Consider the following 26,014-nt stretch of genomic DNA (forward strand, 5'->3'; position numbering starts at 1 on the left):
CGCTATTTAAAAGACAATTGCAAAACTTACTTTACTATCTTACGACAAAGAAAGTATATATACAGATTGAAAACTTTAAATGGAATTTTATGGTTGTACTTGGCACTTTAGTGTCAAATAGTGGGTGATTTACTAATATGAAATCACTTTAGATTTTACTTTGTAAAATTGGTGTATTTACACATCGAAAGATAAGAGCAAGTTGTGTTTTGAGGCACTCTAAACCGAGTTTAGTGCCTCAAAACAACTTGCCCTTGCAGGGAGCAGAAAAACCCTCCGAAGTCGGCTTTTCGTGTGAATTATAAATGGATTAGTGATGAACGAGAACAATAACAGCAAACAGAATAAGGGCGGTCGTAAGCCCAAGCTCAACCCAAGCACCCACCGCCACGTTTTCCGATTGACAGATGAGGAAAATGCCAAACTTTTATCGCTTTTTGAAGCATCGGGAATGCCCAATAAAGCAAAGTTTATCATTTCGCAAGTGTTCGGAAAGGAAATGAAGTCGGTCAAAATTGATAAAGGAACGGTTGATTTTTATATGCGACTGACTTCTTTTCACAGCCAGTTTCGGGCAATAGGTATCAATTATAATCAGATTGTAAAGCTGTTGTACCGTCATTTTTCGGAAAAGAAAGCCGCAGCTTTCCTGTACAAATTGGAAAAGCAGACGGCTGAAATGGCAATGTTGTGTCAGAAAATCATCCAGCTAACCGAAGAATTTGAAGCCAAACATCTGAAAAAACAGCGTTAGACCTGGATGAGCTATCCATTAAAAGATAAAAATTAATAGCTCATCCACGCTTCATTACCATTAAGAAAATAAAAAAATCAATGAAAAATGATAGCAAAAATCGGAAGAAGCGAAAATTTGTACGGTGCGTTGGCATATAATAATCTGAAAGTGGAAAAGGAAAACGGACAAATTCTGTTTACCAATAAGATAATTGAAACGCCAAGCGGAGCATATACCGTTTCTCAATTAACCCAATCTTTTGAGCCGTACCTTATCGCAAATCGCAATACGCAATATCACACCTTGCATATTTCGCTCAATCCCGACCCGAAAGATAAAGTTAGCGATTACAAGTATAGGGAAATGGCACAAGAATATATGCGGGAAATGGGTTACGGCGAACAGCCTTTTGTGGTCTTCAAACATACCGATATTGACCGTAGCCATATCCATATCGTATCGGTCTGCGTGGACGAACAGGGCGTGAAAATTTCGGATAGTTTTGAGAAAATGCGGTCTATGAATGTATGCCGTGAACTGGAAAGAAAACACGGTCTGATACCCGCAACGGACAAAGAACATAATCACAATGATAAGGTTTTTCGTCCGGTGGATTATCGGGCAAGTGATATAAAAAGTCAGATTGCTTCGGTCATTCGCCACTTGCCGAACTATTATCAATACCAAACTTTGGGAGAATACAATGCTTTGCTATCCCTGTTCAATATTACTACCGAGAAAGTGGAGGGAGAATTACACGGAAAGGCACAGCAGGGTTTATTGTACATTCCATTGAATGAGAAAGGCGAAAGAGCCGGACATCCGTTTAAGGCTTCGCTTTTCGGAAAGAACGCAGGGCTTCCGGCTTTGGAACTGCATTTTGCGAAATGCAAAACAACACTGAAAGATACCCCAGCTAAACAGACCTTAAAATCAGCCGTTACTATTGCCCTGCAATCCACAAACAATGAACAGGCTTTTAAAAAACAATTAGGGGAACAAGGGATTAATGTTGTGGTGCGTAGAAATGACACGGGACGTATTTACGGAATGACCTTTATAGACCACAATTCTAAAAGCGTATGGAACGGTTCACGTTTAAGCAAGGAACTTTCCGCCAATACCTTTAATGATTATTGGAACAACAACATCAAACCGGATATTAAAGAACCAACTGTACAACTGCCAAAAACATCCCCATCAAATGATGCGGATCTTCCTGCGGAAGAACCACATCATTTGTTCGATTTCTTAACTACTGAAAAACACGAAGACCGTTTGATTGAAGCCTTTGGAGGTTTGCTTATACCTGAAGCACAGGGAGAAGACTACGAGGAACAGGGCTTTGCCAACAAAATGAAGAAGAAACGTAAACGCAAAAGAGGTCAGCAGTAGTATTCAGCCAAATACCGCCACTCAAAGCCAATGACTGCCAAATTCTTATAGCCACTATGTAGAGCCTATAAATTCACGCCCGAACATTAAAACTTAAAATAATGCAGGGAGAAGACGATTTAAGAGGACTTGCCAAGATAATGGCTTTTATGAGGGCAGTAAGTATTCTATTGGTACTGATGCACCTTTATTGGTTTTGCTACGGTTTCTTTATGGAACGTGGCTGGACACTGGAAGTAATCAACAAGATATTAAGCAATTTTCAGCGTACTGCCGGGCTGTTTTCGCACACTTTATATACCAAAGTATTTGCTTTGGTATTGCTGGCTTTGAGCTGTCTGGGAACCAAAGGTGTAAAAAATGAAAAAATAACCTGGTCTAAAATTTACGTGGCTTTAGGAGTTGGTTTTGTGCTGTTCTTTCTGAACACACCATTGTTAAAACTATCTCCGGTAATAGGCACATTTCTTTATATCCTTACTATCTCGTTAGGTTATATCGCCTTGTTGATGGCAGGTGTATGGATGAGTCGACTGCTTCGTACCAATCTGATGGATGATGTTTTCAATAATGAGAACGAGAGCTTTCAGCAGGAAACAACGCTGATGGAAAACGAATATTCTGTCAATCTTCCCACGAAGTTTTATTACAAAGGCAAATGGAACAATGGCTGGATTAACATAGTCAATCCTTTTCGAGCCTCAATTGTGTTGGGTACTCCGGGGTCAGGAAAATCGTATGCAATCGTAAACAATTATATCAAGCAGCAGATTGAGAAAGGCTTTAGTATGTATATCTACGATTTCAAGTTTGACGACCTTTCAACCATTGCATACAACCATTTATTAAAGCACAGGGATAAGTACAAAGTACAGCCTAAATTCTACGTTATCAACTTTGACGACCCACGCAAGAGCCATAGGTGTAATCCACTCAATCCCGATTTTATGACGGACATTTCCGATGCTTACGAAGCAGCTTATACCATAATGCTTAACCTTAACAGGTCGTGGATACAGAAGCAAGGGGATTTTTTCGTGGAAAGCCCAATTATCCTATTGGCAGCAATTATCTGGTATCTGAAAATCTATGAGGACGGTAAGTATTGTACTTTCCCACACGCTATTGAATTGCTGAATAAAAAATATTCGGACGTATTCACGATTTTAACTTCCTATCCCGATTTGGAAAACTACTTATCGCCGTTTATGGATGCTTGGCAAGGCGGTGCACAAGACCAATTACAGGGACAGATTGCATCGGCAAAAATTCCTTTGTCAAGAATGATTAGCCCGCAACTGTATTGGGTAATGACAGGGGATGATTTTTCATTGGATATCAACAACCCACAAGAACCGAAAATACTTTGTGTAGGTAACAACCCTGACCGTCAGAATATTTATTCCGCAGCATTGGGTTTGTACAATTCAAGAATTGTAAAACTCATTAACAAGAAAGGACAGTTAAAGAGTTCAGTAATCATAGATGAGTTGCCCACGATTTACTTCAGGGGACTCGATAACCTTATCGCAACTGCCAGAAGTAATAAGGTGGCAGTATGTTTAGGATTTCAGGATTTTTCGCAATTAACAAGGGATTATGGCGACAAAGAGAGCAAGGTAATACAGAATACAGTAGGTAATATTTTCAGTGGTCAGGTGGTTGGAGAAACGGCAAAGAGCCTTTCGGAACGCTTCGGAAAAGTATTGCAGAAACGCCAAAGTATGACGATTAACAGGAATGATAAATCTACCTCTATTTCCACACAGTTAGACAGCCTTATTCCGGCTTCCAAAATTTCAACGCTCACACAGGGTATGTTTGTCGGTTCCGTATCGGACAACTTCGATGAACGTATCGAGCAAAAGATTTTCCACGCTGAAATCGTAGTAGATAATGAAAAAGTTGCCGCAGAAACTAAGGTATATCAGAAGATACCGGAAATCCTATCCTTTGTTGATGAACACGGAGAAGACAAAATGAAACAGGAAATTGAAAGCAATTACCGCCAAATAAAAATAGACATCGTAAATATTATTGAAAGCGAAATGGAACGCATCAAAAACGACCCTGATTTGCAGCATTTGCTTTCACGGTAAGTAATAAAAAAGTGTCTAAATTTCCAAAAAATGCAAATAGTTTATCTGGATACAGTATAAATTACTGTAAATATGAGATTAAATGTGGTTTTTCCGTAACTTTGTGCTATGAAAAAAGTGCTCACAATATTTTTTCTATCTACATATCTTATTTCAACAACAGAGTTAAGTCAGTTGTTGAGGTTTCCTTTGCTGGTAGAACATTATTTCGAGCATAAAGAAAAAAATCCCCAAATTTCCGTAATGGAGTTTTTGGTACTTCATTACGAAGGCAACCACCTTGAAAACCATCCACACGATGATGATTATGATCAGGATCAAAAACTTCCTTTCATTGCCCATACCGATTTTTTGAATTTTTGTTTCGTGGTCACGCCCCCTTTTTCTTTCGAGATAGAAGCCAGACCTCCCGTAAACCGGGAAGCTAAAGTAGTACTTTACAACGATACCTTTTCTGATAACAATTTCCTTTCTTCTATTTGGCACCCGCCAAGATCTTGTTAATCCTTTTTTAACCGATTGATTTTTCGTAAATTCTTTTTGCACTTTGCATAAGGAAAGGTTTGTTATGCAGTATTAGCACATTCTATTGAATGCAGGTTGGTATTATACTTTGGAGAAAAGATTTTATTCTTTTTCGGTTCCTCCAAAATTAAAAAAACATTGCCTCATTGTTTTTGTGATAATCTGCCTATTGCATGGGCTTTTCTTATGGCATGATTGTATCGAATTTCATCTTCAACTCAATTTTTAAGGTATTCTGTATGGCCTGCCTGAAACTTTGTTGAGATGTGGTTTTGTTATGCACTAATCTCATACATCAAAGTGTTATATCATTATTCTTCATTCCTGTCTCCATAAAACCGGAGCTTCATGGAATGTGGTTGTCAATTGGTTAATCCTGTTATTTTATTTACGATAAATACTGCTGTATCTATTTGTAATTGTATTGAATAATAATTTGATTAACAAGTAAAACTATGCTTACTAAAATCATTGAGTTTTCCGTAAGGAATAAACTCATCATAGGGCTTTTGGTCATTGCGCTCATTGGAATTGGTGCCTACCAAACCACAAAATTACCCATTGATGCCGTGCCCGACATAACCAATAACCAGGTACAGGTTATCACGATAGCACCTTCTTTTGGTGCGACGGATATTGAACGCCTGGTTACCTTTCCCATAGAACAAGCTACGGGCAATATTTCCGGCACCAAAGAAATACGCAGCTTTTCCCGTTTTGGACTCTCGCTCGTTACCATTGTTTTTGATGATGATATAGATGTTTATTGGGCAAGACAACAGGTGGCTGAACGCCTACAACAAGTACAAAGTCAAATCCCGAAAGGGATCGGTACACCGGCATTAGGGCCAATTTCTACCGGCTTGGGCGAAATATACCAATATGTAGTCCGCCCCAAAAAAGGTTACGAACAAAAATATGACATCGCCGAACTGCGTACCATTCAGGACTGGATTGTACGCAGGCAGTTATTAGGCGTAAAGGGGGTTGCTGAAGTGAGTAGTTTCGGTGGCAAGCTCAAGCAATATGAAATTGCAGTAAATCCTGACAAACTCAATGCCTACGGGATTAGCATCAACGATATTTTTTCGGCTTTGGAAGAAAATAATCAAAATACCGGCGGTGCATATATCGAAAAAGGGCCTACTGTTTTATATGTCCGCAGCGAAGGCCTCATAGGCATATAATGAAACCAATTTTTGGTTGGGTATTTCCGGCTATCCGATTGCTGCCATGACAGGAATCTACCGGATTTTTAATGACAAACATTGGGTTGGTGACGTGATGACCGGAGCAGGCATTGGCATTCTATCGACAGAAGTGGCGTATTGGTTGTTTCCAACCATTTCAAAATGGTTTGCAAATAAAAAGAATCAGGCATCACTGGTTATTCTACCTACTTATCAAACAAAACAATTTGGATTAGCAATCATTAAAACATTTTAAAATATGAAAATGGAAAACAAAAATCAGTTTACAGTAATTCACCGGATTTTACATTGGTCTGTTGCACTATTAATGTCTATTTTATTTATTACCGGATTTTTACGGATGTACTGGATGAGCAAAAAAACAATTATAGATACGGTTGAAACCGAGATGCAAAGCCACAACATTTCACTTGAAAAGGGACAGATAATACCTATCGTAAAAAGCATTCAGAAACCGATGTGGGAATGGCATGAATATGCTGCCTACTTTATGTTTCTGGCATTCTTAGTAAGGATAATTTATATGCTCGTAAAGGGAATTAAATTTCCTGATCCGTTGAAGAAATCCCAATCAGTAAAGGAAAGAATGCAAGGATTTATTTATGTAATTTTTTATCTGTTCATCGCCGTTTCTATTGTTACAGGATTTTACCTGAAATGGGGTGATGGTCAATGGAAAGAACCCATGGAAGCTGTTCATAAGTGGGCCATTTATTGGTTTCCGATATTCATTTTATTGCATTTTGGCGGAATCGTAATTGGTGAACTGACAAATAAAAAAGGAATAGTATCTAAGATGATAGGTGGAGAATAAAAATAATATAAACTATATAAATAATTATAAAAATGGAATTGGAAAAACATTATGTAAACAGAGTGGGTTGGTTAAGAGCTGCTGTTTTAGGAGCTAATGACGGATTGCTTTCCACCACAAGTATTGTAATTGGAGTTGCTGCCGCAGATCCCAGCCGACATGCTATAATTTTGGCGGCTTTGGCGGGAACCATCGCAGGAGCAATGTCGATGGCCGCAGGAGAATATGTTTCTGTAAGCTCACAAGCTGATACAGAAAAATCGGACATAAACAGGGAGATGAAAGAGTTAGAAAAAATGCCTGAAATTGAACTCCACGAATTGGCAAAAATTTATAAAAAAAGAGGTGTCAGCAAAGAAACAGCAATGCTCGTGGCGAAAGAACTTACAGATCACAATGCACTGGAAGCACATACAAAAGACGAATTAGGAATAAACGAGATTACTGTAGCAAAACCTTTTCAGGCTTCAGTAGCATCGTTTTTCTCTTTTCTTTCCGGAGCAGCGTTGCCAATGATGGTCTCCATTTTTGCTCCAGAAAAAAATATGGTGTATTACCAATATGGTTTTTCGATTATTTTCTTAATGATTTTGGGGGCTATTGCTGCCAAAACAGGGGGCTCCAATATAGGGGTCGCAATAGTTAGAATTTGCTTCTGGGGGACTATTGCAATGGTAATAACGGCAATTGTTGGGTATGTATTTGGCGTAAATATTTCCTAACAATGATGAACGGCAAAATCAAAAGAATATTTAGGTTTTAATCCCAATGTAATTGTCAATTTAATAAATATTGATACAATGGATATATCAAAGCAAAATTATTTAAAAAGAATAGCGGAGTATGTAGTAAGCCTGTTTGATTCAAAGACTACCGCTGAACTATGCTATCATAATCTGGAACACACAAAGGCTGTTGTTAAAAATGCAGCTGAAATGGCAGATTTCTATCGTTTGAAAAATATGGAAAGATTTGTTTTGTTGGCGGCAGCATGGTTCCACGATACCGGTCAATTATTTGGGCCAATGGATGGCCATGAAAAAAGAGGAGCATTTATTATGGAACAATTTTTACGTAGCCAGAAAATTGATGCCAGTATTATACTGGCAATAAACAAAGCGATTATGGCAACAGAGGCAAATACAAAACCAACCAATTTAATCGAAGATATTTTACGGGATTCGGATGTGTACCATTTAGGAACCAAAGATTTCCGTCAAATGGATGAACTTGTATGGAAAGAAACAGAACAACGATCAGGGCACATAATTCCAGATAAATTACAGAAGTCATTGGACTTTCTCAACAAACACTGTTTTTATACAGCATATTGCAAAGATAGGCTGTTAACCGGAAAGAAAGCCAATATAGAATACCTGGAAGGCTTGATAAAGTCTTTTTGAGAATCCAAAACAATTTTATTATTGAATATTTATGGTTTAGTGCAAGGAAAATCCTTTAAAGAATAGCCATATCATACTACCTTTTTAAATGAACGATTTTTGTAAAAACATAATTAGAGATTTAGATGACGAGATTAATGAGTTATCTATCGAATTTAATGGCTCTTTAGCATTATGCGAAAAAGCTATTGGCTTAACTATAGACAAAATAGCTAAATTAAAACAAGTTGTATTAAAACGTGGTTTTAAAGACATTGATGAAGAAATCCATTTTTTCAAACATCAGAAACCTGCTATCGTTTCAAAACTCATTTATTACAATGCCATTTATAAAATCGAAACAAAGAAGCCCAATGATACAAAGGCTATACGGAAATACCTCAATGAAGAATTGAGAAAGCTCAAAAGGTATTTTGATAATAATCTTGAATTTTATAAATACTACCGAACAAATAACTCATTTATTGATGATAAGCTGTTTATTCGGGGCAAATACGATATAAAATTGAGCTTGGATACCATTTATTTTGAAACTGACCCCCGTTTTTCTACTTCCCACGACTATAAAGCATCAAAGATAATTGCCAACGACCTGATACAAGTTTATATTGAGGACCAACTGACTAATAACAATCAGAAGAAGCCATCCAACAGTTCTTCTTTAAATTGGGCAGAAAGCAAAACAGCACTAACCGAGTTGATTTATGCCCTGCATTCTCAGGGTGCATTTGGCAATGCAGATATAATAGCCATCGCCAAAACATTTGAAAGCACATTCAATATTAGTTTGGGCGATTTCTATCATACGTTTATGGAACTTAAAGCACGGAAAATAAACCGTACCAAATTCATTGACAACCTACGTGATGCACTGATTATGAAAATGGACGAACAAGAAGAAATATGAAATGAACGAGGATATTGTCACAATTATCATAACACAGAATTTAATATTCTGAATATCGCCAATAGAGGAAATGGTACAGAAAGAGTAAGTATTCAGGATATTGAACTGTATTATTTACTGCACTGACGTTCTTTCCTATTATTTTTTCGTATAAACTTGTTACATCTATGTTGGAATTGTATTTTTGCGAACTCAATGAAAAGAACAACACAAATATCTTCCCAAGTTACTCCGCCTTGATAGTCGGATAATCGTTGTTTTTCCCAATTTAATTTTATTGGTCGTTTAGTCGTACCCGAAAGTTACCCTTTCGGCTCATTTCATTTTTCAACAATTTTAACTCTATACATATATGCGGAAAATCATTAATTTGTTTGATTTTAAACAAAAGGTAGATTACAAAACAGAAGTTTTATCAGGCTTAACCGTAGCCTTGGCATTGGTTCCGGAAGCGGTGGCATTTGCTTTGATTGCAGGTCTTTCTCCGTTGGTCGGTTTATATGCCGCTTTTATGATGGGTTTGGTCACATCTATTTTAGGAGGTCGTCCCGGAATGATTTCAGGAGCAACAGGAGCAGTCGCAGTTGTTGTTGTTGCATTAGCCAAAAGCCACGGTGTGGAATACGTTTTTGCCACCGTTATACTTGCAGGTTTGATACAAATGGCTGCCGGATTTTTGAAGTTAGGAAAACTCATCCGCCTTGTACCGCATCCCGTAATCTTCGGATTTGTAAACGGTTTGGCAATTATCATTTTTATGTCGCAGCTCGACCAGTTTAAAGACGCTTCCGGCAATTGGCTTACAGGTACTAATCTTTACCTGCTCGTAGGGTTGGTAGCCTTAACAATGCTTATTATTTGGGGATTGCCGAAATTGACGAAAGCCATTCCCGCTTCTTTGACGGCTATTTTGGTCGTATTCGGATTGGTGTATGTCCTGAAACTCGACACGAAAACGGTTGGCGATATTGCTTCCATCAAAGGTGGCTTTCCGCCGTTTCACATTCCCTCTATACCATTCACATTTGAAACCCTGCAAATCATTTTCCCTTATGCAGCCATCGTTGCAGGTGTAGGGTTGATTGAAAGTTTACTGACATTAAACATCGTGGATGAAATTACGGAAACCCGGGGGCATAGCAACCGTGAAGCGGTAGCACAGGGAGCCGGAAATCTATTATCGGGTCTGTTTTCGGGAATGGGCGGTTGTGCAATGATTGGTCAAAGTTTAATCAACGTGTCCAATGGAGCAAGAGCCAGACTATCGGGCATTGTAGCATCGGTAATGTTGTTAGTCTTTGTAATGTTTGGCAGCAGCCTGATAGAGAAAGTTCCAATGGCTGCATTGACAGGACTGATGATAATGGTGGCTATCGGTACGTTTGAATGGGCAAGCATTCGCATCATCAACAAAATGCCAAGACACGATATTTTCGTTGGTATGTTGGTAGCCCTGATTACGGTTGTTTTGCATAACCTCGCCTTAGCCGTATTAATCGGTGTTTTCATTTCCGCTTTGGTGTTTGCTTGGGAAAGTGCCAAACGTATCAGGGCAAGAAAATATACCGATGAAAAGGGAATAAAGCATTATGAAATTTTTGGTCCTTTATTCTTTGGCTCTACGATAACCGAATTGATTTACGCACTGCATTCGCAGGGTGCATTTGGCAATGCAGATATAATAACCATCGCTAAAACATTTGAAAGTACATTCAATATTAGTTTGGGCGATTTCTATCATACGTTTATGGAACTTAAAGCAAGGAAAATAAACCGTACCAAATTTATTGACAGCTTGCGTGATGCCTTGATTAAGAAAATGGATGAAGAGGACGAGCAGTAATATTATAATACTCCACGTGGCAAATGAATACCTTTTGTCCGTACAATACTTTCCGAAACTTGTGGCGTTTGCTTGTGTTTTTCGGATTGCTCTTCGGGTTCTTCTTTCGTTTCGGGTTTGATGGATAATTGTATCTTTCGTTCAATGGCAGCCAGTTCCGTTTTGAGTTCGCTCAACCGGCTCTCTTTACTCCACGTACTGTTAAGCACTTCCTGAAGAACAGGTAAATCTTTTTGTATTTCGGCTATTTTCTTTTGTTCCTGTTCAATGTAGGCAGGCAGTTTTTCCAATGCGTTAAGGAAATTCATTGATGCCAATTTTTCATCTTTGGCAATGATACCGTTGTTGTACGTGTATTTGATATTTCCCTCGCCCTGTATCAAAAAACGGTTTACACGAATGTCCACACCCTCTTTTTGCGACATTTCCGTTTTGACCAAAAGTTGAAATCCATACAAACTGCCAATTTCCTCATAATCCCCACCTGTACGGGCTTTGTCCGCAAGCTGGTTGAGTTTTGCACCGATTTGTTTTATATCCGCATTGGGTGGCAAGCCGTCTAACCGTACAGGATTGGCAATAGTACCGTCAGGACGTTTTTGGATACGCCCTTGCAGATTATTCCAATCAAGGCTCATACGGTCAAAGCGGGATTGGGCTTTGTCCAATTCTGCCGTATAGTCTTCCAATTTGTATTTGGCACTGTATTTAGAGCGGTTGAACGCCTGTTTTTCGCTTTCCAATCCGGCAATCTGTTTTTCTATTTTAGCTTTATCCAAAAGGTCGGTATTTCCCATAAGGATAGCCACATATTCGGAGAAGTTCATACCCGATTTTTCATCCATACTGCCCTCGTCAATGGTACGTTTGCCGAGATTATTGGATTTTAGCTGGTCTATAAATAGCTGTTTGTTGTACAGCAGGTTGAATTTGTAGCTGTCCAATGATTTTTCTACTGCATATATAATGACATCCACTTTGTTGTTATTAAAATGTTTAGCGATTTCATTACCCTTGCGGATTGCCCGACCGTCACGCTGGGCGAGGTCGGACGGTCGCCACGGTGTATCTAAATGATGAACGGCAACGGCTCTTTTTTGTGCGTTTACGCCTGTACCGAGCATACTTGTAGAACCAAACAGCACACGGATTGTACCGTCGTTCATTCCCTTGATAAGTGCCTTGCGTTGCTTGTCGTTTTTTGCTTCCTGTATAAATCGGATTTCATTTGCAGGTATGCCGTGGTCTTCCAAGAGCTTGCGTTTGATTTCGGAGTACACATTCCATTCGTTCGGCTTGTACGTTCCCAAATCCGAGAAAACGAACTGTGTTCCTTTTTGTGCATTGAACTTATTGTAATACTTGGCGATATTCTTGGCACAATGTGAAGCCTTATTGTCGGGGTGGTCTGCGTAATGTGGGCTTACCATTCGCATATCCAATGACATCTTACGGGCGTAATCCGTAGCGATGAGCATTTTTGCCTTTTCCTCCGATTTTGATAGCGGTGTTCTGCCGAGTAATTCGCCTTTGCCTGTTTCGGCAAATTTCATCAGCTTTTGGATAAATTCTTCCTGGTCCGGAGTTGGAGGTATGTTGTAAAATATCTCGTTCTTTTCGGGGCGGTCAATACCAATCATCTCCGCAGTACGGTAGTCCGTGATTTCGGAATAGAATTGAGCCAGTTCCGGCACTTTGATAAAATAGCGGAAACGCTCTTTTGCCACGATATTGTTAGCCACCGAAAACTCGTAATCGGTTGTTTTCTTCGCGTAAATCGCCGCCCAAGCATCAAAGGAGTTAATGCCCTGTTTTGCCAATGCCCGTGGTCGCAGGTATTTGAACAATAAATAAAGTTCAGTAAGTGAGTTGCTGATAGTCGTTCCCGAAAGAAAGGTCGCACCCATATCCGCTTGGGTACGCTCCTGTATGGTACGGATAGCAAAAAGCAGGTTCAATGCCTTTTGGCTTCCCTGTTGATTGCCCAATCCCGCAACCCTTGAATGCCTTGTGTTGAACATCAGGTTTTTGAATTGGTGGCTTTCATCAATAAATAAATGGTCTATGCCCATCATTTTGAAGTCCACAATGTCATCTTTGCGGTTTTCAATATCGTGTTGCAGGGTTTTGAGCTTGACTACGAGGTTGTCTTTTTGTTTTTCCGCTCCTTTGAGCATCCATTGCGTTATGTCATCGCCTTGACTTCGCATAACATCAAGGTTTTCCTCTACGCTGTCCAATTCGTCTTGGAGAATTTCCTTTTGTATCTCGGGCGATTGGGGTATCATTCCGAATTGGTCGTGTGTCAATATCACGCAGTCCCAATCATTGTTTTTTATATCTCCAAAAATCCGCAGGCGTTTTTCGGGCGTAAAATCATCAACGCCGGGATAGAGGATTTTGGCGTGGGGATAAGCGGTGCGGTAGGCTTCGGCTATTTCGGGAATATTGGCTTTCAGCCCGATAATCATCGGTTTATGAGCCATTCCCAAACGCTTCATTTCCTGTGCACCTGTACACATTATCAACGTCTTTCCTGCACCTACTTCGTGGTCGCAGATAGCTCCGTTGTTGAGCTTTATCATCCAAACGGCATCTTTTTGGCTCGAATACAGGTCTTCAATGCCTAATCCCTTGCGGTCTAATCCCGGAAACTCCTGATGTGAGCCGTCATAGTCCGGTCGGACGAAGCAGTTAAAGGTATCGTTGTATTGGTCGGTCAGCCTTGTTTTGAACTCATCGTTTTGGGCGTGAAGCCAATCGGTAAAGGAGGTACGGATTTCGTCAATCTTGGTATTCGCCATTTGTATGGCTTCCATATCCCGCACCTTGACATCTTTGCCATCAACCGTTATTGTTTTTGAAATATCGGGTGTGGTATTGACAAGGGCGTGTTTGAACAGGGCAATCCCGTCATACGTCCGGCTTTGGGCTTTGACCGCATATTTATCCCAAATATGTACGTTCTTCTGTTTGCAGGTTACGGAAAAGTCATCGGCACTATCGGCATAATGGATATGCACTTCTGCCTCGAACAAGTACGAAGCAAATCGGGCGTAAATGCCTGTGGGTATCCAACGTTCGCCGAGATTAAAATCGAGTTCCTCAAATTCGATACGTCTTGGTCTTGCTTCCTCTAATACGGTAAGGCTTTCTTTGGCTTGGGCATCATCGGGATTGTTTTCGAGGTAGGCTCTTACTTCATTGGCTTTCTCCACTACGTTACCTGCAATCCAGCGTTCGGATATTTCATATTCCTTTTGCAATGGATTGTAGTAGATGCGACCGTGTAAGGCTTCTTTTAAAGCATCGTCCGTCATACCGCTGATTTCGGACATATAGTCCAAATCCACGCTTCCGTATTTGTTCAGCGAAGCCGCTAAGGCTTCTTCGGGATTGTCCGTTGCTATGGTTGCGGTTGAAAAACTTACAGGGCGGTTGAATATATCTGCCTTATGTACCACACCACCAATGACACGCTCCAAATAGGGCATTTCTTTACCTGCACTGTCCGTTTTGATAAGTTCGATATTTTTAGCATCGTTGAGATTTCCGTATCTTTTTACAAAGGCATCGTAAAGGCTGTTAAGAGTTTCCCTTTCTTCTTTATGTTCGGTGTGCAGTTCCGCTTCTTTGTTGTAAAGCTGTTGGTAAACATCACGTACAGCTATGTACGCTTCGGCTCTTGCTTTCTGCAAGGACGGTAGTTGCAAAGGGTGGAAAACAGCCGTACCGTCTGCGGTATCTATATCTTGCAGATGACCGACCCAACCGTTATCCACGACAAGGCAGTCGTTTCGGTGGAACGATTGCAGTTCGCCACTGTACGGAGCAGGTTCGGGAATAGTATTGGAAACGGTTACGGGAATGGCTGGCTTATCAGCTTGGCCATTCCCACCCATACCCGAAAACAGGTCGCCAATGACTTCCTGTTTTTTGCCGTTTATTAGTGGTGTACCGTTAGATTTTGGTGGTGTATAAGGTTGTTGCATCGTACCACCGAACAGGTCGGTTTGACGACCTATTGCACCCCGTCTTTTTTTAGTAGTTTGTCTTTTGGCTTGCGAGGTTCTTTTGGGTGGAGCAACCACCATTACGGGTTCATTCGCATTTTCAAACAGGTCAAAAATGCTCATCTGTTTTAATTCCTGCGGACTTTCCCGATGGATTACAGGCGTGGGTGCAGGTTGCGGTTTTTGCTGAATGATTTCGGGTTCGACAACCAGAGGTATAACCGTTGGTTCAACCGGAATTTGTATTATAGGTTCATCATTCCGTTCGCCTTTATATAAATCCAAATTCAGGTGCTTTCCAAAATCTTCTGAAAGCATTTGCTTCAAATCTTTGGCAATGCCCTCAGCTCCGTCCTTATGTGTATAGATGATTGCAGGTTGTCCGTAGGGGTCGGTATCAATTTTACGGTCGGTATGGATTACCCTCGTGCCGTTCTGAAAGAAAGCATTGCTTGGCGTACCGTATTTGGTCTGTTTACTTTGGCAAAACAGTTCTTCCGTTTCGGTCAGACTTTGTTTTGCCGTATTCTTTTGCAGGATAATCAAATCGCTTCCTACTTCCGTACCAGCATAATCGGTAAACAGGTTGTTGGGCAACCGCACAACTGAAACCAGATTGTTGTTCTCCATTAACGCCCTCCGTATAGGCTCATTCTTCGGACTGTTTAAAACGCCTTGCGAAGTAATAAACGCCTGTAAACCACCCTCACGAAGCATATCATTTCCTTTCAAAAAGAAATAGTTATGAATGCTTCGGGAAGCCTGTACTTTTGCATTGTCCTTGCTTCGGGAAAAGGATAAATCAAATACGGAGGTATCGCCAAACGGAATATTACTTGCGACTACATCATAGCTGTTTTGTTCCTTTTCGGGGATTTCCTCAAAACCACTTATACGGATAGTGCTTTCGGGATAAAGCTGTTTTAAAACCTTACCTGTCAGCAAATCCTTTTCATAGGCAGTAATTTTGGGTTGTTGGTTTTCGGAAAATGATTGTATAAACGAGCCGATACCTGCGGAGGGTTCAAGGAATTTGTCAATATTCAGACCGCTTTCACGCAAGGTTTCGGAAATCGCATCAATGACCTGTGGCGGGGTATAAAAAGCCGTCAGTACGGAGCTTTTCATACTATCCACATACCTGCGGTATTGCTTATCGTCTTCGAAGTTTTCTTTGAGCAGTTGGTGGAGTTCCTGCGTAATGGGGAATAAATCGTGTTCGGTCTTCCGCCAATGGTTGATGTCTGTTTCGTCCGCTATGGGGTTCAGAACGAATTTAAGACCGCCAAATCCGCTATATTGCATCAATGACAGTCTTTCGCTTACGGTGGCTTGCCGTTTCTCCTTTTCCAATGTAAAAGCAATCCGCAGAGCATCAATATTCTGTTGGAGGTGTTGCTTTTTACTGAAGCCCATTTTCCTCTATCCATATTGCGATTGCTCCGGTTGTTTCGGTATAGAGCAGGTCAAACTCATAACCGTATGCGAAATCATCGGTTAGTGTATATCTTGAAAAAACAGGCTCACAGACAGGGAGCATTTTCAGGGCGAAAGGTCGCAGTTCCTCATCTGCCATCAGGGTATCAAACTCATTGCATACCACTTGGAAAACCGTATCAAACTTGGAAAAGTGTAGCCCCTCGAAAAGTATGTAATTGGCTATTTCGTTGCATTGGTCGATAGCATTTCCGGAGCGAAACGCACCCTCGTAGGCATTGGCAGCCCACGATGAACGCTGGTCTATAAATTTTTGGTCGTTTGCTTTTTCGGGGAAGCTGGTGTTTAATAATTCTTGCAGTCGTAATCTGAAATACGATAGGTCTTTTTGCTGTGTACTCATACTATAATTTTGTTTAGAATTTTATTTAAAGCCTAAAATTATAGCGGTACATAAGTGTCTCTGAAGAAGTGGCAGGGTTTGGCATTGAGAGGTAGGATTTGGCGTAAAGTGACAGGATTTAAAGGCAGAAAGTGTATTTTTGCCTGTTATAAATTTTAATCCATTATCATAATGAACGAACTAATTGAAAAAATCAACGCAAGCTATGAAGCGTTGAAAGCTGATGCAGAATTACAGGCAGAAAAAGGGAACAAGGCAGCAGGTACGAGAGCCCGAAAGGCTTCTCTTGATTTGGAGAAACTTTTAAAAGAGTTCAGAAAAGCATCTTTGGAAGCATCTAAAGGCTAAAATAAAACCCTCTGAAAATTCGGAGGGTTTTGTTTTATGGAGTGTTCAGAATTTGAAGCATTCTGCCGACTTCTATATCCATTCTCGAAAAAGCAAACCATTTTTTACCCAAGTCTTTGAGTGATGCTCCGATATGGTATAGTTCCGCACTGTCAATAATCAAAAAGCGGTCGTGGGCATCGGAGAAAATCTCTACTTCAATAGGCGGATATTGGCTGTTGTAGCGTTGAACATCCAGCCGTAGCTGATTGCTGATATTTTTGGTATAAATAGTGGTGGTTACATTAGCATTGCGTTTGCCCAATAGGGTCAGCACCGTATCGTCCACATAATTATCCAGCAGGATAATGGAACGTTCGGCACTTCGGATAATATCGGAAACAAAGGTATAAGCATCAAAGACCTGTCCGTTGTAGAAAATACCTTTTTCGCTTTGCAGTTTACCGCTTTCCAAAGCCTTAAAGATTTCTTCAAATTTTACGTCCGTTTCAAGCTGTTTGAGTTCAATCTTATCCAACCGATGAAATAAAGAAGCATTGCTGATGAGCATTCTCCGCATTTCTACAAACGCTTCCATTATTTCAACACTGATTTTAACGGCTATATCTGAACGGAGAATAGCGGAAGCCATTGCGACCCCCATTTCCGAAAAAACGTAGGGTAGGTAACGTCTTCCGCCATAATTCAAACTTGAGGTTCCAAATTGGAACCTCAAGTTTTCAACTTCTTCTTCGGTCAGTTGAAAGCAAAAAGAAGCAGGAAACCTGTTGATATTCCGTTTTACGGCTTTATTAAGGTTCTTTGTTTCCACCTGATACAGCGTAGCGAGGTCGCTATCCAACATCACTTGTTTGCCACGTATGGTGTAAATCAGATTTCTGATTTCTTGCGGTACAATAGCTGGTTTATTTTCCATTGCGTTTGTAGCTTTTGTTTTTCTCAAATTCAAATGAGCTTTCGGCTTGTTCATTCAACACGATGTAAGCATCGAATTTCTTACCTGCCTTGCTTTTCATTCCTTTGATAAGGGAAGTTTTGCCCTTATTGACAAGGTTTTCAATATCGGCAATACCAATTTGTACACCGCAGATATTACGGAACTGCACCCAACTACAACTTTCATCAGGACATTTGACAATCTTATCACGGATAATAAGCTGTTGGCTTTTGCATTTCGGACAGGTAAGTTTGGGCAGCTTCGCATTGGCAATGGAGGTATGCAGCAGTTCATCGGTAATGGATTTCGCATAAGTTTCCATTTCTCTTTGGAACACTCTTGTATCAATCTCGTTATTTTCGATTTTTTGCAAAGCCAATTCCCATTCGGCAGTCATAGAAACGTCCGCAATTTTTCTGTCTTTTACCAGTCCATATACCTGTAATCCTTTTTCAGTCGGAATTAAGGATTTCTTTTCCCTTTGGATATAATTACGTGTACACAGTGTTTCGATTATTGCGGCTCTTGTAGCCGGAGTTCCGATACCGATGTTTTGCAGGGCTTTCCGTTCGTCTTCGTTTTCGATTTCCTTACCTGCGGTTTCCATTGCCGATAACAGTCCGGCTTCTGTATATAGCACAGGCGGTTTGGTTTTCTTTTCCAAAACTTCGGCTTCCTTGATTTTAAGTTCATCGCCTTTTTTCAGTTCGGGTAAATCCTGTATCGGCTCTGTATCTTCGTCCGAAAAAGCACCTTTTATCGAACGCCAACCAGCTTCCAAAACCTTACAGCCTTTCAACGTAAAATCATAGTGGGATGCTTCCATTGCTATATCGGTAATCTCTTTGATACAGGCTTGTGAAATGGCTTCGAGCAGTCTGAACGCAACCATATTATAGACCTTTGTTTCGTCTGCATTGAGGGCAGACGGTATCTTGTCGGTAATCAACAAACCGTGGTGGTCTGTTACACGCAAATCGTTTACAATTCGCTTATTAAACCGACCCCATTTCAATTTGGATGTAGCTTGTTTGAAACTTTCGTTGTCCTGTAATGCTCTTACGAGATTGGGGATTTCAGCCCACATATCTTCGGGTATGTATTTGCTTCCGGTACGGGGGTAGGTAATAAATTTCTTTTCGTAAAGGCTTTGAGCAATATTGAGGGTTTGTTCGGCTGATAGGTTCAGCTTTTTGTTGGCTTCTTTTTGTAAGCCCGTGAGGTCAAAAAGCAGTGGAGGTTGCTCCGTTACATTCTTGCTTTCCACAGATACAACCGTAGCAGTGCCGTGTCTTTGGATTGAACGCAAGGTATCTTCTGCCAGCTTTTGTTCGTCCCATTTCTTTTTGGATATGCTTTTGAAATCAATATCCTCTTTATGGTGTAATAGCTGAATTTGCCAATACTTTTTAACCGAGAAATTTTTGTTTTCCAAATAGCGTTTGCAAATTAAAGCCAATGTAGGCGTTTGCACTCTGCCCAGCGAATAAATACCATTGCCTGCGGCTATGCTCAATGCCTGTGTAGCGTTGATACCCACGAGCCAATCGGCACGGCTTCTTCCTTGTGCCGCCTGATACAATCCGTCAAATTCTTTTCCGTCTTTCAGACTGTCAAACCCTTGCTTTATGGCTTTTTCGGTAAGCGAACTTATCCAAAGCCGTTCAAAGGGTTTACGGCATTTCAGATATTCATAAATGTATCTGAAAATAAGCTCTCCCTCACGACCTGCATCGGTAGCAACGATGATACTGTCGCTTTTATTGAATAGTTCTTTGATTACTTTCAGTTGCTTCAATGCTCCTGTATCGGCTTGATAGCCTTTGTCCTTTTTGACCTTACGAACGGTCAAAACAAACGGGTTCGGGAGTATGGGCAATGAAGCCTTGTCAAATCCCGAAATGCCGTAATCTTCGGGCATTCCTAAACCGATAAGGTGTCCGAACGCCCACGTAACAAAATAGCCGTTGCCTGTCAGGTAGCCGTCCTTTTTATCGGAAGCTCCCAACAAGCCCGCTATTTCCCTTGCTACGCTTGGTTTTTCTGCGATGATTGTTTTCATAATTAACTCACTTTTTTACCTCTTGATTTTGCAGGTGCTTTGGGTTTATTCTGTTGCTCCTGTTGCTTTTCATTTTTTGGTCTTTGTTGCCCCGACTTCAAAGGCTCTTTGATGTTTTTGGTCGCTTCGTTGGTTTTGCCCTGCGAATTGACGGCAGTTTGCGTTTTGTGGGCTTCGGTAGGTTGTATTCTTTCCTTGTATTGATTAGGAAACTCAAAGCCTGTTTTTCCGGTGTCTTTGTTGAATGTGATGTAACCGTTGTACGTTTGCCCTTTCTTATCAACCAGACCTGCCATATACACGGTTTGACCCGCTTTGAAATCCTTATACTGCTCATCGGTCAGTTCCTTGCCACGGAATGCTCTTGGAGCTTCCTGCGGTTGGCTTTGCTGATTGCTTTGTTGGTTATTTTGCTTTTGTCCGTTGGAGTTGCTACGGTCAAACAAAAATTCAGGATAGCGTTTTTCGGCATTGTACTGTACCGTTGCCGAGAACTCCGTTCCTTTTGTAGAAATCATACCCTCCAATTTGAGCGGTTTGCCCTCCATTAAGGTTTGCTTTTGTTCATCAGTCAGCTTCACACCCTTTATATCATCTTGAATTTTAATGAAATCCGTCCGTAGAGCAACAATATCATTGGTAAGCCTGTCAATACTGATAATAGACGGCATTAGTTCGCCTGTTTTAGAATTGATTAGATTAACCACACGCCCCATATTGCCTGTTTCGAGCAGGTTTTTCTTGTCCTCATCTGTAAACTTATGTCCGAAGAACTCAAAGTGCAGGTTAGGTTCTTTTTTGATACCGTGTATTGCCACGATAACATTTCCGTCTTCGCCTTGCTGTAAAGACAGACGGGCATCCGTGCGGAGAATTGTACTACCGAGATTAATGCCAATCGGTAAAAGCTCATTAGTTTTGTAACCTCTTAATAAGGGGTCAAGCAGGTTTCTTTTTTCAAGATATTCTTTGCTCAATCCGAGATTTTTCATTGTGTCCCAATCAATCTGTTCCGGCTGGTAGCGGTATTCGCTTTTTTCCGGTGTTGTTTGTGTTGTTGCCATATCATTATTATTTTCTTGTTTATTATTCTCTTTTGTATCGGTTTTCACTTCGTGCTTTTTCATTTCCTTTTCGCCCTCGGGAGCAGGATTATCTACCTGTTTTTGAAATTCCTTTGCTTTTTCTACCGCTTCATCAGCAGATACTTTGAAAAATGAAAATTGGGTAGGGTCTTTTAACTGCCTCCAAAAATTGGAGAAGAAGTTGGAAAATAAATCGCCGTGTTTGTCCACACGCATAAACTGATTTTGGTTCTTTTTAGTTGGGTCAACGGTTTCCATTTTTCCGTTTTCGTCAATACTCTTTACAGCTTGGATTTTCATTTTTTCTTTATCCAACACCAATAATATGTCCGATAACTGTTCGGGCATTTCCTGTTTGTTCGTTGTTTCTTCGCTCATAATCTGAAAATTTTAAAGTTTTAGTGCCGAAAGTAAATGAAGTTGTTACTGTGTAACTTGAAGTGGCAGTCAAAGGCAGTGTTTGGCACTCATTGGCTTTCTATTTGTTAAAACTCTCTCTGATGAATTGATGTACATCGGATAGCTTGTAATACAGTTTTCCGCTTATCGTATAATAGGGTAGCTTACCGATGGAGCGATACCGTTGCAGGGAACGGTTACTGATTTTCAGCATTTGCAGTAAATCCTGATTATCCAAAAGTTCTTCGCCGTCAATACTGTTACGCTTCTTTTTTAAATCGTCTATATGGTCGCTCAACATATCCAGCCTGTCGATTAGTCGTTCCATCCACGATATAAATTCCATTCTGTCAATATTCATAGCACTTACTTTTTGTCTGTTTTCAGCTTTCTGCCTTTTTCGATATAGCTTTTGCCTTTTGCCATAAGTTCCTGTACATATTCATCGCTACTTTGTACGGCATTGGCATTGAGCATATCCTTGATTGCTCCAATGGTGTAGAAGTATTGTCCATAAATTTTGGAGTACGCTATTTCGCCTTTGGTACGCATACGCCATAAAGTTTTTTCGCTGATGTGCAGATATTGGCATACCTCGTGATTGTTGAGCCACAAGTCATTATAGCTGGTGTCTTCCTGTCTTTTCAGGTAGTCGGCAATGGCGTTGATACGGCTGTTTAGCTGTTGCCACGCTTCTTCTTCAATAGTGATTATTTTCATCGCATTGCTTTTTAATGTTCACAATGCAAAATTGCTAAGGGTGGCAGAGTTTGTCCGCCAACCCTCGCCAATTGGTTGGGTGGTTTTTTGAAAATTTTTGCAATCGGGCAAAACCCTTTTCAGACAAGCATTTTAGGGGATTTGGTATGTTTTGTATTCGGCTATTGGAAGTGTTCGACCATTGGCGGATATTGGCATAAAAAAAGCAGTACACTTTTGATGTACCGCTTTGAACATATCTAATAATATAGCTAAAGGTCTTTGTCCATATATTCTTCGAGGGATATTTTAAGTTGGTCTAAAAATGCTGTTCTTGAACCAGCCCTTGTTTTCATTCGGTGGAAAGAATGATGAACGTCGTTTAGCGGAGTTCTGAACAACACTTGAAAAATTAAGGCTAATTTTCGGATGCCGATTTTTCCGTGTGCAATGGAATTTGAAGCATATAGGGCGTATATCAATTCGATAAGTGCATTTTGGGAATTAGTCCAAGAAATATCCTTGTTTGCATCTCCATTTATTAAAATCGCATCAGGATTTTCTTCGGGGTTCATTTTGGTAAGCAGGTAAGTGTAGAGGAGTTCGTTGGCTATAATGTGGGCAATCTTGTTATCATAATAAGTAGAAAAGCTAAGGTCAATTTCAAATACGCCACTCTTTAATCCATCGTGGTAATTGATTTGACCGAGCCGGAAGTAAATATGGTCCCGGTCAATTCTGCAAGCCCGATAGTACCTATAAAAATCCTCGTTGCAGATACTTTCTTTATATTCTGCTTTCAGCGTTTTCAATAGGTTCTCGTAATAGCTTTGATGTATCTTACCATTACTCACGGGGCAGGTCGTTTCAATACGAAACACTTTATTATAGTAAATGAGCTTTCCTAAAACCTGTGGCTTGATATTCTTGAAAAAGTCAATCTCCTGCTGTTCATCCACAAAATTATCCTGCAATACTTTTGCTTTTATGCTTCCCAGCATTTCATTTAGGAATAAGGTCATTTGGTATGCCTCGTCTGCCGTTCGCATCATTTGAGAAGACAGGTCATCTTCCTGATGTCTAATTTGCGATAATATTTTACTCAACACGATTTCCATAGCATAGTCTTTTTTGAAGTTATCACTATTTGTTTCGGAATTGCAACTATTGTTGTATGCCAAAATTTGGAAATAATATTGAAACTAATATCACAGGTTCTCCCCAGTGTGGGAATTTTTTCAAAGATTTTTATATTAGGGGAGATGAAAAAAGGGTAAAGCAGTAATATACTTTACCCATTAATTTATTACATTTGCAGTAATGATTTACAAGGTAATCAAATGAAAGCAAGTGCAGTAAGCACCATTACTAAATCGTTACCGATAAGGTTTTCAATTCTTGTAAACTACTCTTTATAAACAACTTTGAACCTAATTAATCTTTTTAGATAAAAGAAAGAAATTGTATATTTTGATCTGGGGCATAATGTTATTTATCTTTTTTATAGTTCTTTTTCTAACATCTGAATACTTTAGTTTTAAAAAAATAATTGACTTTTTTTTCTGTTAAAAGCCAAATACGTCATCTTTTTGCCTTTTAAATCAACTTATAGTAATGACAAATACCTTAGTTGCTTAACCTAAAAAACAACTATCATGGAAAATCAAATCACAAAAGAAGATTTAAAACTGTTTGCTCAAACAATCATTGGCGAACTAAAAGAACTATTAGCTAAACAGAGCAAAGAAACCTCTCTTGAATGGGTAAAGGCTAAAGTAGCTAGACAACTACTCAGTATCTCACCAGCTTCACTACAAACACTGCGTATCAGTGGTAAATTGCAGTGTCGCAAAATACTTGGTTCGTATTACTACAACAGAAAAGATATTATGAACCTTTTTAATGAGTAGAAGTTAACTTCTACTCATTAAAAAGGTTGAAAATTGACTCCCTTGAATTCCTTACTACAAATACGACAGCTGAATTATTAGAAATTGTAGAGAATTCAAGGGGGTTTTTATTATCCATTTAACTGATTAATAAAGGTAGTTAGCTGAGCTAATTTATCAGGATTTAGATTTTTTAAACTTTCAATTAAGTCTGTGGAACTATCAGTTTGTTTATTTGTTTTTTCTTCAAGTTTAGCTTTGAGTATCTGCATTTCAGTTTTGATAGACTCTTCTTCTGTTAGAGCATATTCCTCTGTCTGCTTAACAGAGTGATGCCCTAACATTTCTTTTACTACATGAATAGGTACACCATTACCAAGAGTTACAGTACTTCCAAAAGTTCTTCTTGCTTTATGGGTGTTTAGTTCGCTTATCTCACAGAGTGAAGCAATCTCTTTTAAATACTCATTCATCTTTTGGTTGGAGCGAACAGGAAGCACAATATCTTTATCTATACAATCAGGATGATCTTTATGTTTTTCCATTATCTCAATAGCTTTTGGAAGTAGTGGTATAGTAATATTAGCATCTGTCTTTTGTCTGTTAATTCTAACCCACAGGTTACCTTCTTCATCTTTTGTAATATCACTTTTCTTTAGTTGAAAGACATCAATATAGGCAAGACCAGTATAACATTGAAATACAAACACATCTCTAACAGTAGCTAATCGCTCATTAGTAAACTCTTTGTTTTCTAAAATAAATAGCTCTTGTTTGCTTAATGGTTTTTTGTTGAGTTTAGTCTTTTTAGGTTTGTATTGTACAAATGGATTAGAAGCAATAATTCCCTTAGCAACTGCCCGTAAAACAATCTTCTTGAAGTTTGAGATGTACTTTATAGCTGTATTATTAGAACACGCTCTAACAGTCTTTAAATAGTGTTCATAGCCAAGTACAAACTCATAATTGAGTTCTCTAAATTCCATATCTTCTTTACCATATACATAACGGATATACTCAGCGACATGTGATCTTGCTGTTACATATCTTTCATGAGTTCCAATAGCATACTCTTTAGGTACTAACTTAAAAACTTCATCATTATGCTTTTGGAATTCTTCTAAAACTTTAGCTTTACTTGTTCCTTTGCCTTGGATATAATCCATAAGCACAGAGGCAGTAATAGGCTCTTCATTACTTAAGAGCTCTAATTTGTACTTGGTAATCTTAGATATGATTGTATCTAAGATGTAGTTTAGCGTTTTAGCATCTTCTTTAGCACCATTAGCACGACCTGCTTTTTGGTTCCATCTTTTGATATCCCATTTGTGACTAAGAGAAGTCTCTTTGCGAATACCATCTACCGTGATTCTTAGGTAAACACCTCTTAAATCACTTTTCTCTCTATTGGGTTTAAGAAAGAAATTAATTGATAACTGTTTTTCTAACATAATTCAACTGTTTTAAATATTAATAAATGTCGAATTAAAACGTTCCAAAATCACAGTCTAAAACTCTCTGGTACCCTTTGGCGTCTGGGTTTGCTAAGTTGAAAGGTGCGCATTACTTGAATTTTTTTTTGTGCACCGAATCTATAACCTTTTTAAGTGCACTTTTGAATAAAATGCGATACCCCTAAAAAAGAAAAAACCTATAACTCGTTGTGAATCATAGGTTTTGTGCTTTTTTAATAACTTTTGAAAAGTTATCTTTTATAAATCAGCGGAGAAAGAGGGATTCGAACCCCCGGACCTGTTACAGTCAACGGTTTTCAAGACCGCCGCATTCGACCACTCTGCCATTTCTCCA

General features: G+C 39.6%; 21 protein-coding genes, 1 tRNA gene and 1 pseudogene. 13 read left to right on the plus strand and 10 right to left on the minus strand.

The features are described 5' to 3' along the window. Positions 1 to 316: 316 nt before the first annotated feature. The 11 genes and pseudogenes from mobA (at position 317) to RT228_RS10755 (ending at position 10,933) form a co-directional block, all read left to right on the plus strand. Positions 317 to 754: a conjugal transfer protein MobA gene (gene mobA / locus RT228_RS10705; RefSeq protein WP_073063019.1), complete on the plus strand. Its 438-nt coding sequence runs from the start codon at positions 317 to 319 to the stop codon at positions 752 to 754. A gap of 87 nt (positions 755 to 841) precedes the next feature. After that, the gene (mobB, locus tag RT228_RS10710; protein ID WP_073063022.1) at positions 842 to 2,131 is read left to right on the plus strand and encodes a conjugal transfer protein MobB; all 1,290 of its coding nucleotides are present in this window, start codon (positions 842 to 844) and stop codon (positions 2,129 to 2,131) included. 101 nt (positions 2,132 to 2,232) lie between these two features. Then, on the plus strand, positions 2,233 to 4,230 hold the full coding sequence (mobC, locus tag RT228_RS10715) for a conjugal transfer protein MobC (RefSeq protein WP_313138660.1): 1,998 nt from the start codon (positions 2,233 to 2,235) through the stop codon (positions 4,228 to 4,230). A 108-nt stretch (positions 4,231 to 4,338) separates the two neighbouring features. Continuing rightward, on the plus strand, positions 4,339 to 4,734 hold the full coding sequence (locus RT228_RS10720; protein ID WP_281031988.1) for a hypothetical protein: 396 nt from the start codon (positions 4,339 to 4,341) through the stop codon (positions 4,732 to 4,734). 476 nt (positions 4,735 to 5,210) lie between these two features. Next, positions 5,211 to 5,933 (plus strand): annotated as a pseudogene (locus tag RT228_RS10725) (efflux RND transporter permease subunit); the annotation flags it as partial. Between the two features lie 25 nt (positions 5,934 to 5,958). Next, the gene (locus tag RT228_RS10730) at positions 5,959 to 6,201 is read left to right on the plus strand and encodes a phosphatase PAP2 family protein (RefSeq protein ID WP_313138661.1); all 243 of its coding nucleotides are present in this window, start codon (positions 5,959 to 5,961) and stop codon (positions 6,199 to 6,201) included. A 9-nt stretch (positions 6,202 to 6,210) separates the two neighbouring features. Then, a complete protein-coding gene (locus RT228_RS10735; protein WP_200911887.1) occupies positions 6,211 to 6,780 on the plus strand; it encodes a cytochrome b/b6 domain-containing protein in 570 nt (189 codons plus the stop codon). Between the two features lie 32 nt (positions 6,781 to 6,812). Next, positions 6,813 to 7,502: a VIT family protein gene (locus tag RT228_RS10740; protein WP_078677425.1), complete on the plus strand. Its 690-nt coding sequence runs from the start codon at positions 6,813 to 6,815 to the stop codon at positions 7,500 to 7,502. A 78-nt stretch (positions 7,503 to 7,580) separates the two neighbouring features. Continuing rightward, positions 7,581 to 8,183, plus strand: coding sequence for an HD domain-containing protein (locus RT228_RS10745; RefSeq protein ID WP_012026439.1), 603 nt, complete (start codon positions 7,581 to 7,583; stop codon positions 8,181 to 8,183). A gap of 88 nt (positions 8,184 to 8,271) precedes the next feature. Further along, positions 8,272 to 9,090, plus strand: coding sequence for an RteC domain-containing protein (locus RT228_RS10750; protein WP_313138662.1), 819 nt, complete (start codon positions 8,272 to 8,274; stop codon positions 9,088 to 9,090). Between the two features lie 352 nt (positions 9,091 to 9,442). Continuing rightward, positions 9,443 to 10,933 (plus strand): SulP family inorganic anion transporter, encoded by a 1,491-nt coding sequence (locus RT228_RS10755; protein ID WP_313138663.1) that lies wholly within the window; start codon positions 9,443 to 9,445, stop codon positions 10,931 to 10,933. Positions 10,934 to 10,935: 2 nt separating this feature from the next. On the opposite strand, the gene RT228_RS10760 is transcribed toward RT228_RS10755, so the two are convergent. Continuing rightward, positions 10,936 to 16,362, minus strand: a complete 5,427-nt coding sequence (locus RT228_RS10760; protein ID WP_313138664.1) for an N-6 DNA methylase — start codon at positions 16,360 to 16,362, stop codon at positions 10,936 to 10,938. Then, positions 16,349 to 16,786, minus strand: a complete 438-nt coding sequence (locus RT228_RS10765) for a DUF1896 domain-containing protein (RefSeq protein WP_313138665.1) — start codon at positions 16,784 to 16,786, stop codon at positions 16,349 to 16,351. Before RT228_RS10765 ends, RT228_RS10760 begins: the two co-directional genes overlap by 14 nt. A gap of 171 nt (positions 16,787 to 16,957) precedes the next feature. On the opposite strand from RT228_RS10765, the gene RT228_RS10770 reads away from it, so the two are divergent. Next, the gene (locus RT228_RS10770) at positions 16,958 to 17,134 is read left to right on the plus strand and encodes a histone H1 (RefSeq protein ID WP_313138666.1); all 177 of its coding nucleotides are present in this window, start codon (positions 16,958 to 16,960) and stop codon (positions 17,132 to 17,134) included. Positions 17,135 to 17,168: 34 nt separating this feature from the next. Here RT228_RS10770 and RT228_RS10775 read toward each other — a convergent pair whose 3' ends face one another. From RT228_RS10775 to RT228_RS10800, 6 genes are all read right to left on the minus strand, one after another. Then, on the minus strand, positions 17,169 to 18,050 hold the full coding sequence (locus RT228_RS10775) for an ORF6N domain-containing protein (protein ID WP_313138667.1): 882 nt from the start codon (positions 18,048 to 18,050) through the stop codon (positions 17,169 to 17,171). Continuing rightward, positions 18,040 to 20,133: a DNA topoisomerase 3 gene (locus RT228_RS10780; RefSeq protein ID WP_313138668.1), complete on the minus strand. Its 2,094-nt coding sequence runs from the start codon at positions 20,131 to 20,133 to the stop codon at positions 18,040 to 18,042. Before RT228_RS10780 ends, RT228_RS10775 begins: the two co-directional genes overlap by 11 nt. Before the next feature lie 2 nt (positions 20,134 to 20,135). Continuing rightward, positions 20,136 to 21,596 carry a DUF3945 domain-containing protein gene (locus tag RT228_RS10785; protein ID WP_313138669.1) on the minus strand — a complete coding sequence of 487 codons (1,461 nt, stop codon included), beginning with the start codon at positions 21,594 to 21,596 and terminating at the stop codon, positions 20,136 to 20,138. Between the two features lie 100 nt (positions 21,597 to 21,696). After that, positions 21,697 to 21,978, minus strand: a complete 282-nt coding sequence (locus RT228_RS10790; RefSeq protein ID WP_299183161.1) for a helix-turn-helix domain-containing protein — start codon at positions 21,976 to 21,978, stop codon at positions 21,697 to 21,699. Positions 21,979 to 21,983: 5 nt separating this feature from the next. Further along, entirely contained in the window at positions 21,984 to 22,337 is a 354-nt protein-coding gene (locus RT228_RS10795) for a helix-turn-helix domain-containing protein (protein ID WP_313138670.1), read from the minus strand. Positions 22,338 to 22,588: 251 nt separating this feature from the next. Continuing rightward, positions 22,589 to 23,434 (minus strand): RteC domain-containing protein, encoded by an 846-nt coding sequence (locus tag RT228_RS10800; RefSeq protein WP_313138671.1) that lies wholly within the window; start codon positions 23,432 to 23,434, stop codon positions 22,589 to 22,591. Between the two features lie 537 nt (positions 23,435 to 23,971). Here RT228_RS10800 and RT228_RS10805 point away from each other — a divergent pair. Further along, a complete protein-coding gene (locus tag RT228_RS10805; protein WP_313138672.1) occupies positions 23,972 to 24,226 on the plus strand; it encodes a DNA-binding protein in 255 nt (84 codons plus the stop codon). 110 nt (positions 24,227 to 24,336) lie between these two features. On the opposite strand, the gene RT228_RS10810 is transcribed toward RT228_RS10805, so the two are convergent. Both RT228_RS10810 and RT228_RS10815 read right to left on the minus strand, forming a co-directional pair. Beyond that, on the minus strand, positions 24,337 to 25,656 hold the full coding sequence (locus RT228_RS10810; RefSeq protein WP_313138673.1) for a site-specific integrase: 1,320 nt from the start codon (positions 25,654 to 25,656) through the stop codon (positions 24,337 to 24,339). Between the two features lie 272 nt (positions 25,657 to 25,928). After that, positions 25,929 to 26,013: transfer RNA gene (locus RT228_RS10815), tRNA-Ser, on the minus strand. Position 26,014 lies beyond the last annotated feature (1 nt).

This window comes from Myroides sp., from assembly GCF_032073645.1.
In the GTDB taxonomy this organism is placed as follows: Bacteria; Bacteroidota; Bacteroidia; order Flavobacteriales; family Flavobacteriaceae; genus Flavobacterium; species Flavobacterium odoratimimum.

What these genes read in the sequence shown, in the direction of transcription:
- RT228_RS10780 (WP_313138668.1), bottom strand. Translation starts at nt 20,133, where the DNA reads ATGAAAACAATCATCGCAGAAAAACCAAGCGTAGCAAGGGAAATAGCG.
- mobA (WP_073063019.1), top strand. Translation starts at nt 317, where the DNA reads ATGAACGAGAACAATAACAGCAAACAGAATAAGGGCGGTCGTAAGCCC.
- RT228_RS10810 (WP_313138673.1), bottom strand. Translation starts at nt 25,656, where the DNA reads ATGTTAGAAAAACAGTTATCAATTAATTTCTTTCTTAAACCCAATAGA.
- RT228_RS10805 (WP_313138672.1), top strand. Translation starts at nt 23,972, where the DNA reads ATGGAAAATCAAATCACAAAAGAAGATTTAAAACTGTTTGCTCAAACA.
- mobB (WP_073063022.1), top strand. Translation starts at nt 842, where the DNA reads ATGATAGCAAAAATCGGAAGAAGCGAAAATTTGTACGGTGCGTTGGCA.
- RT228_RS10770 (WP_313138666.1), top strand. Translation starts at nt 16,958, where the DNA reads ATGAACGAACTAATTGAAAAAATCAACGCAAGCTATGAAGCGTTGAAA.
- RT228_RS10755 (WP_313138663.1), top strand. Translation starts at nt 9,443, where the DNA reads ATGCGGAAAATCATTAATTTGTTTGATTTTAAACAAAAGGTAGATTAC.
- RT228_RS10765 (WP_313138665.1), bottom strand. Translation starts at nt 16,786, where the DNA reads ATGAGTACACAGCAAAAAGACCTATCGTATTTCAGATTACGACTGCAA.
- RT228_RS10750 (WP_313138662.1), top strand. Translation starts at nt 8,272, where the DNA reads ATGAACGATTTTTGTAAAAACATAATTAGAGATTTAGATGACGAGATT.
- RT228_RS10735 (WP_200911887.1), top strand. Translation starts at nt 6,211, where the DNA reads ATGGAAAACAAAAATCAGTTTACAGTAATTCACCGGATTTTACATTGG.
- RT228_RS10740 (WP_078677425.1), top strand. Translation starts at nt 6,813, where the DNA reads ATGGAATTGGAAAAACATTATGTAAACAGAGTGGGTTGGTTAAGAGCT.
- RT228_RS10745 (WP_012026439.1), top strand. Translation starts at nt 7,581, where the DNA reads ATGGATATATCAAAGCAAAATTATTTAAAAAGAATAGCGGAGTATGTA.
- RT228_RS10790 (WP_299183161.1), bottom strand. Translation starts at nt 21,978, where the DNA reads ATGAATATTGACAGAATGGAATTTATATCGTGGATGGAACGACTAATC.
- RT228_RS10795 (WP_313138670.1), bottom strand. Translation starts at nt 22,337, where the DNA reads ATGAAAATAATCACTATTGAAGAAGAAGCGTGGCAACAGCTAAACAGC.
- RT228_RS10720 (WP_281031988.1), top strand. Translation starts at nt 4,339, where the DNA reads ATGAAAAAAGTGCTCACAATATTTTTTCTATCTACATATCTTATTTCA.
- mobC (WP_313138660.1), top strand. Translation starts at nt 2,233, where the DNA reads ATGCAGGGAGAAGACGATTTAAGAGGACTTGCCAAGATAATGGCTTTT.
- RT228_RS10800 (WP_313138671.1), bottom strand. Translation starts at nt 23,434, where the DNA reads ATGGAAATCGTGTTGAGTAAAATATTATCGCAAATTAGACATCAGGAA.
- RT228_RS10775 (WP_313138667.1), bottom strand. Translation starts at nt 18,050, where the DNA reads ATGGAAAATAAACCAGCTATTGTACCGCAAGAAATCAGAAATCTGATT.
- RT228_RS10760 (WP_313138664.1), bottom strand. Translation starts at nt 16,362, where the DNA reads ATGGGCTTCAGTAAAAAGCAACACCTCCAACAGAATATTGATGCTCTG.
- RT228_RS10785 (WP_313138669.1), bottom strand. Translation starts at nt 21,596, where the DNA reads ATGAGCGAAGAAACAACGAACAAACAGGAAATGCCCGAACAGTTATCG.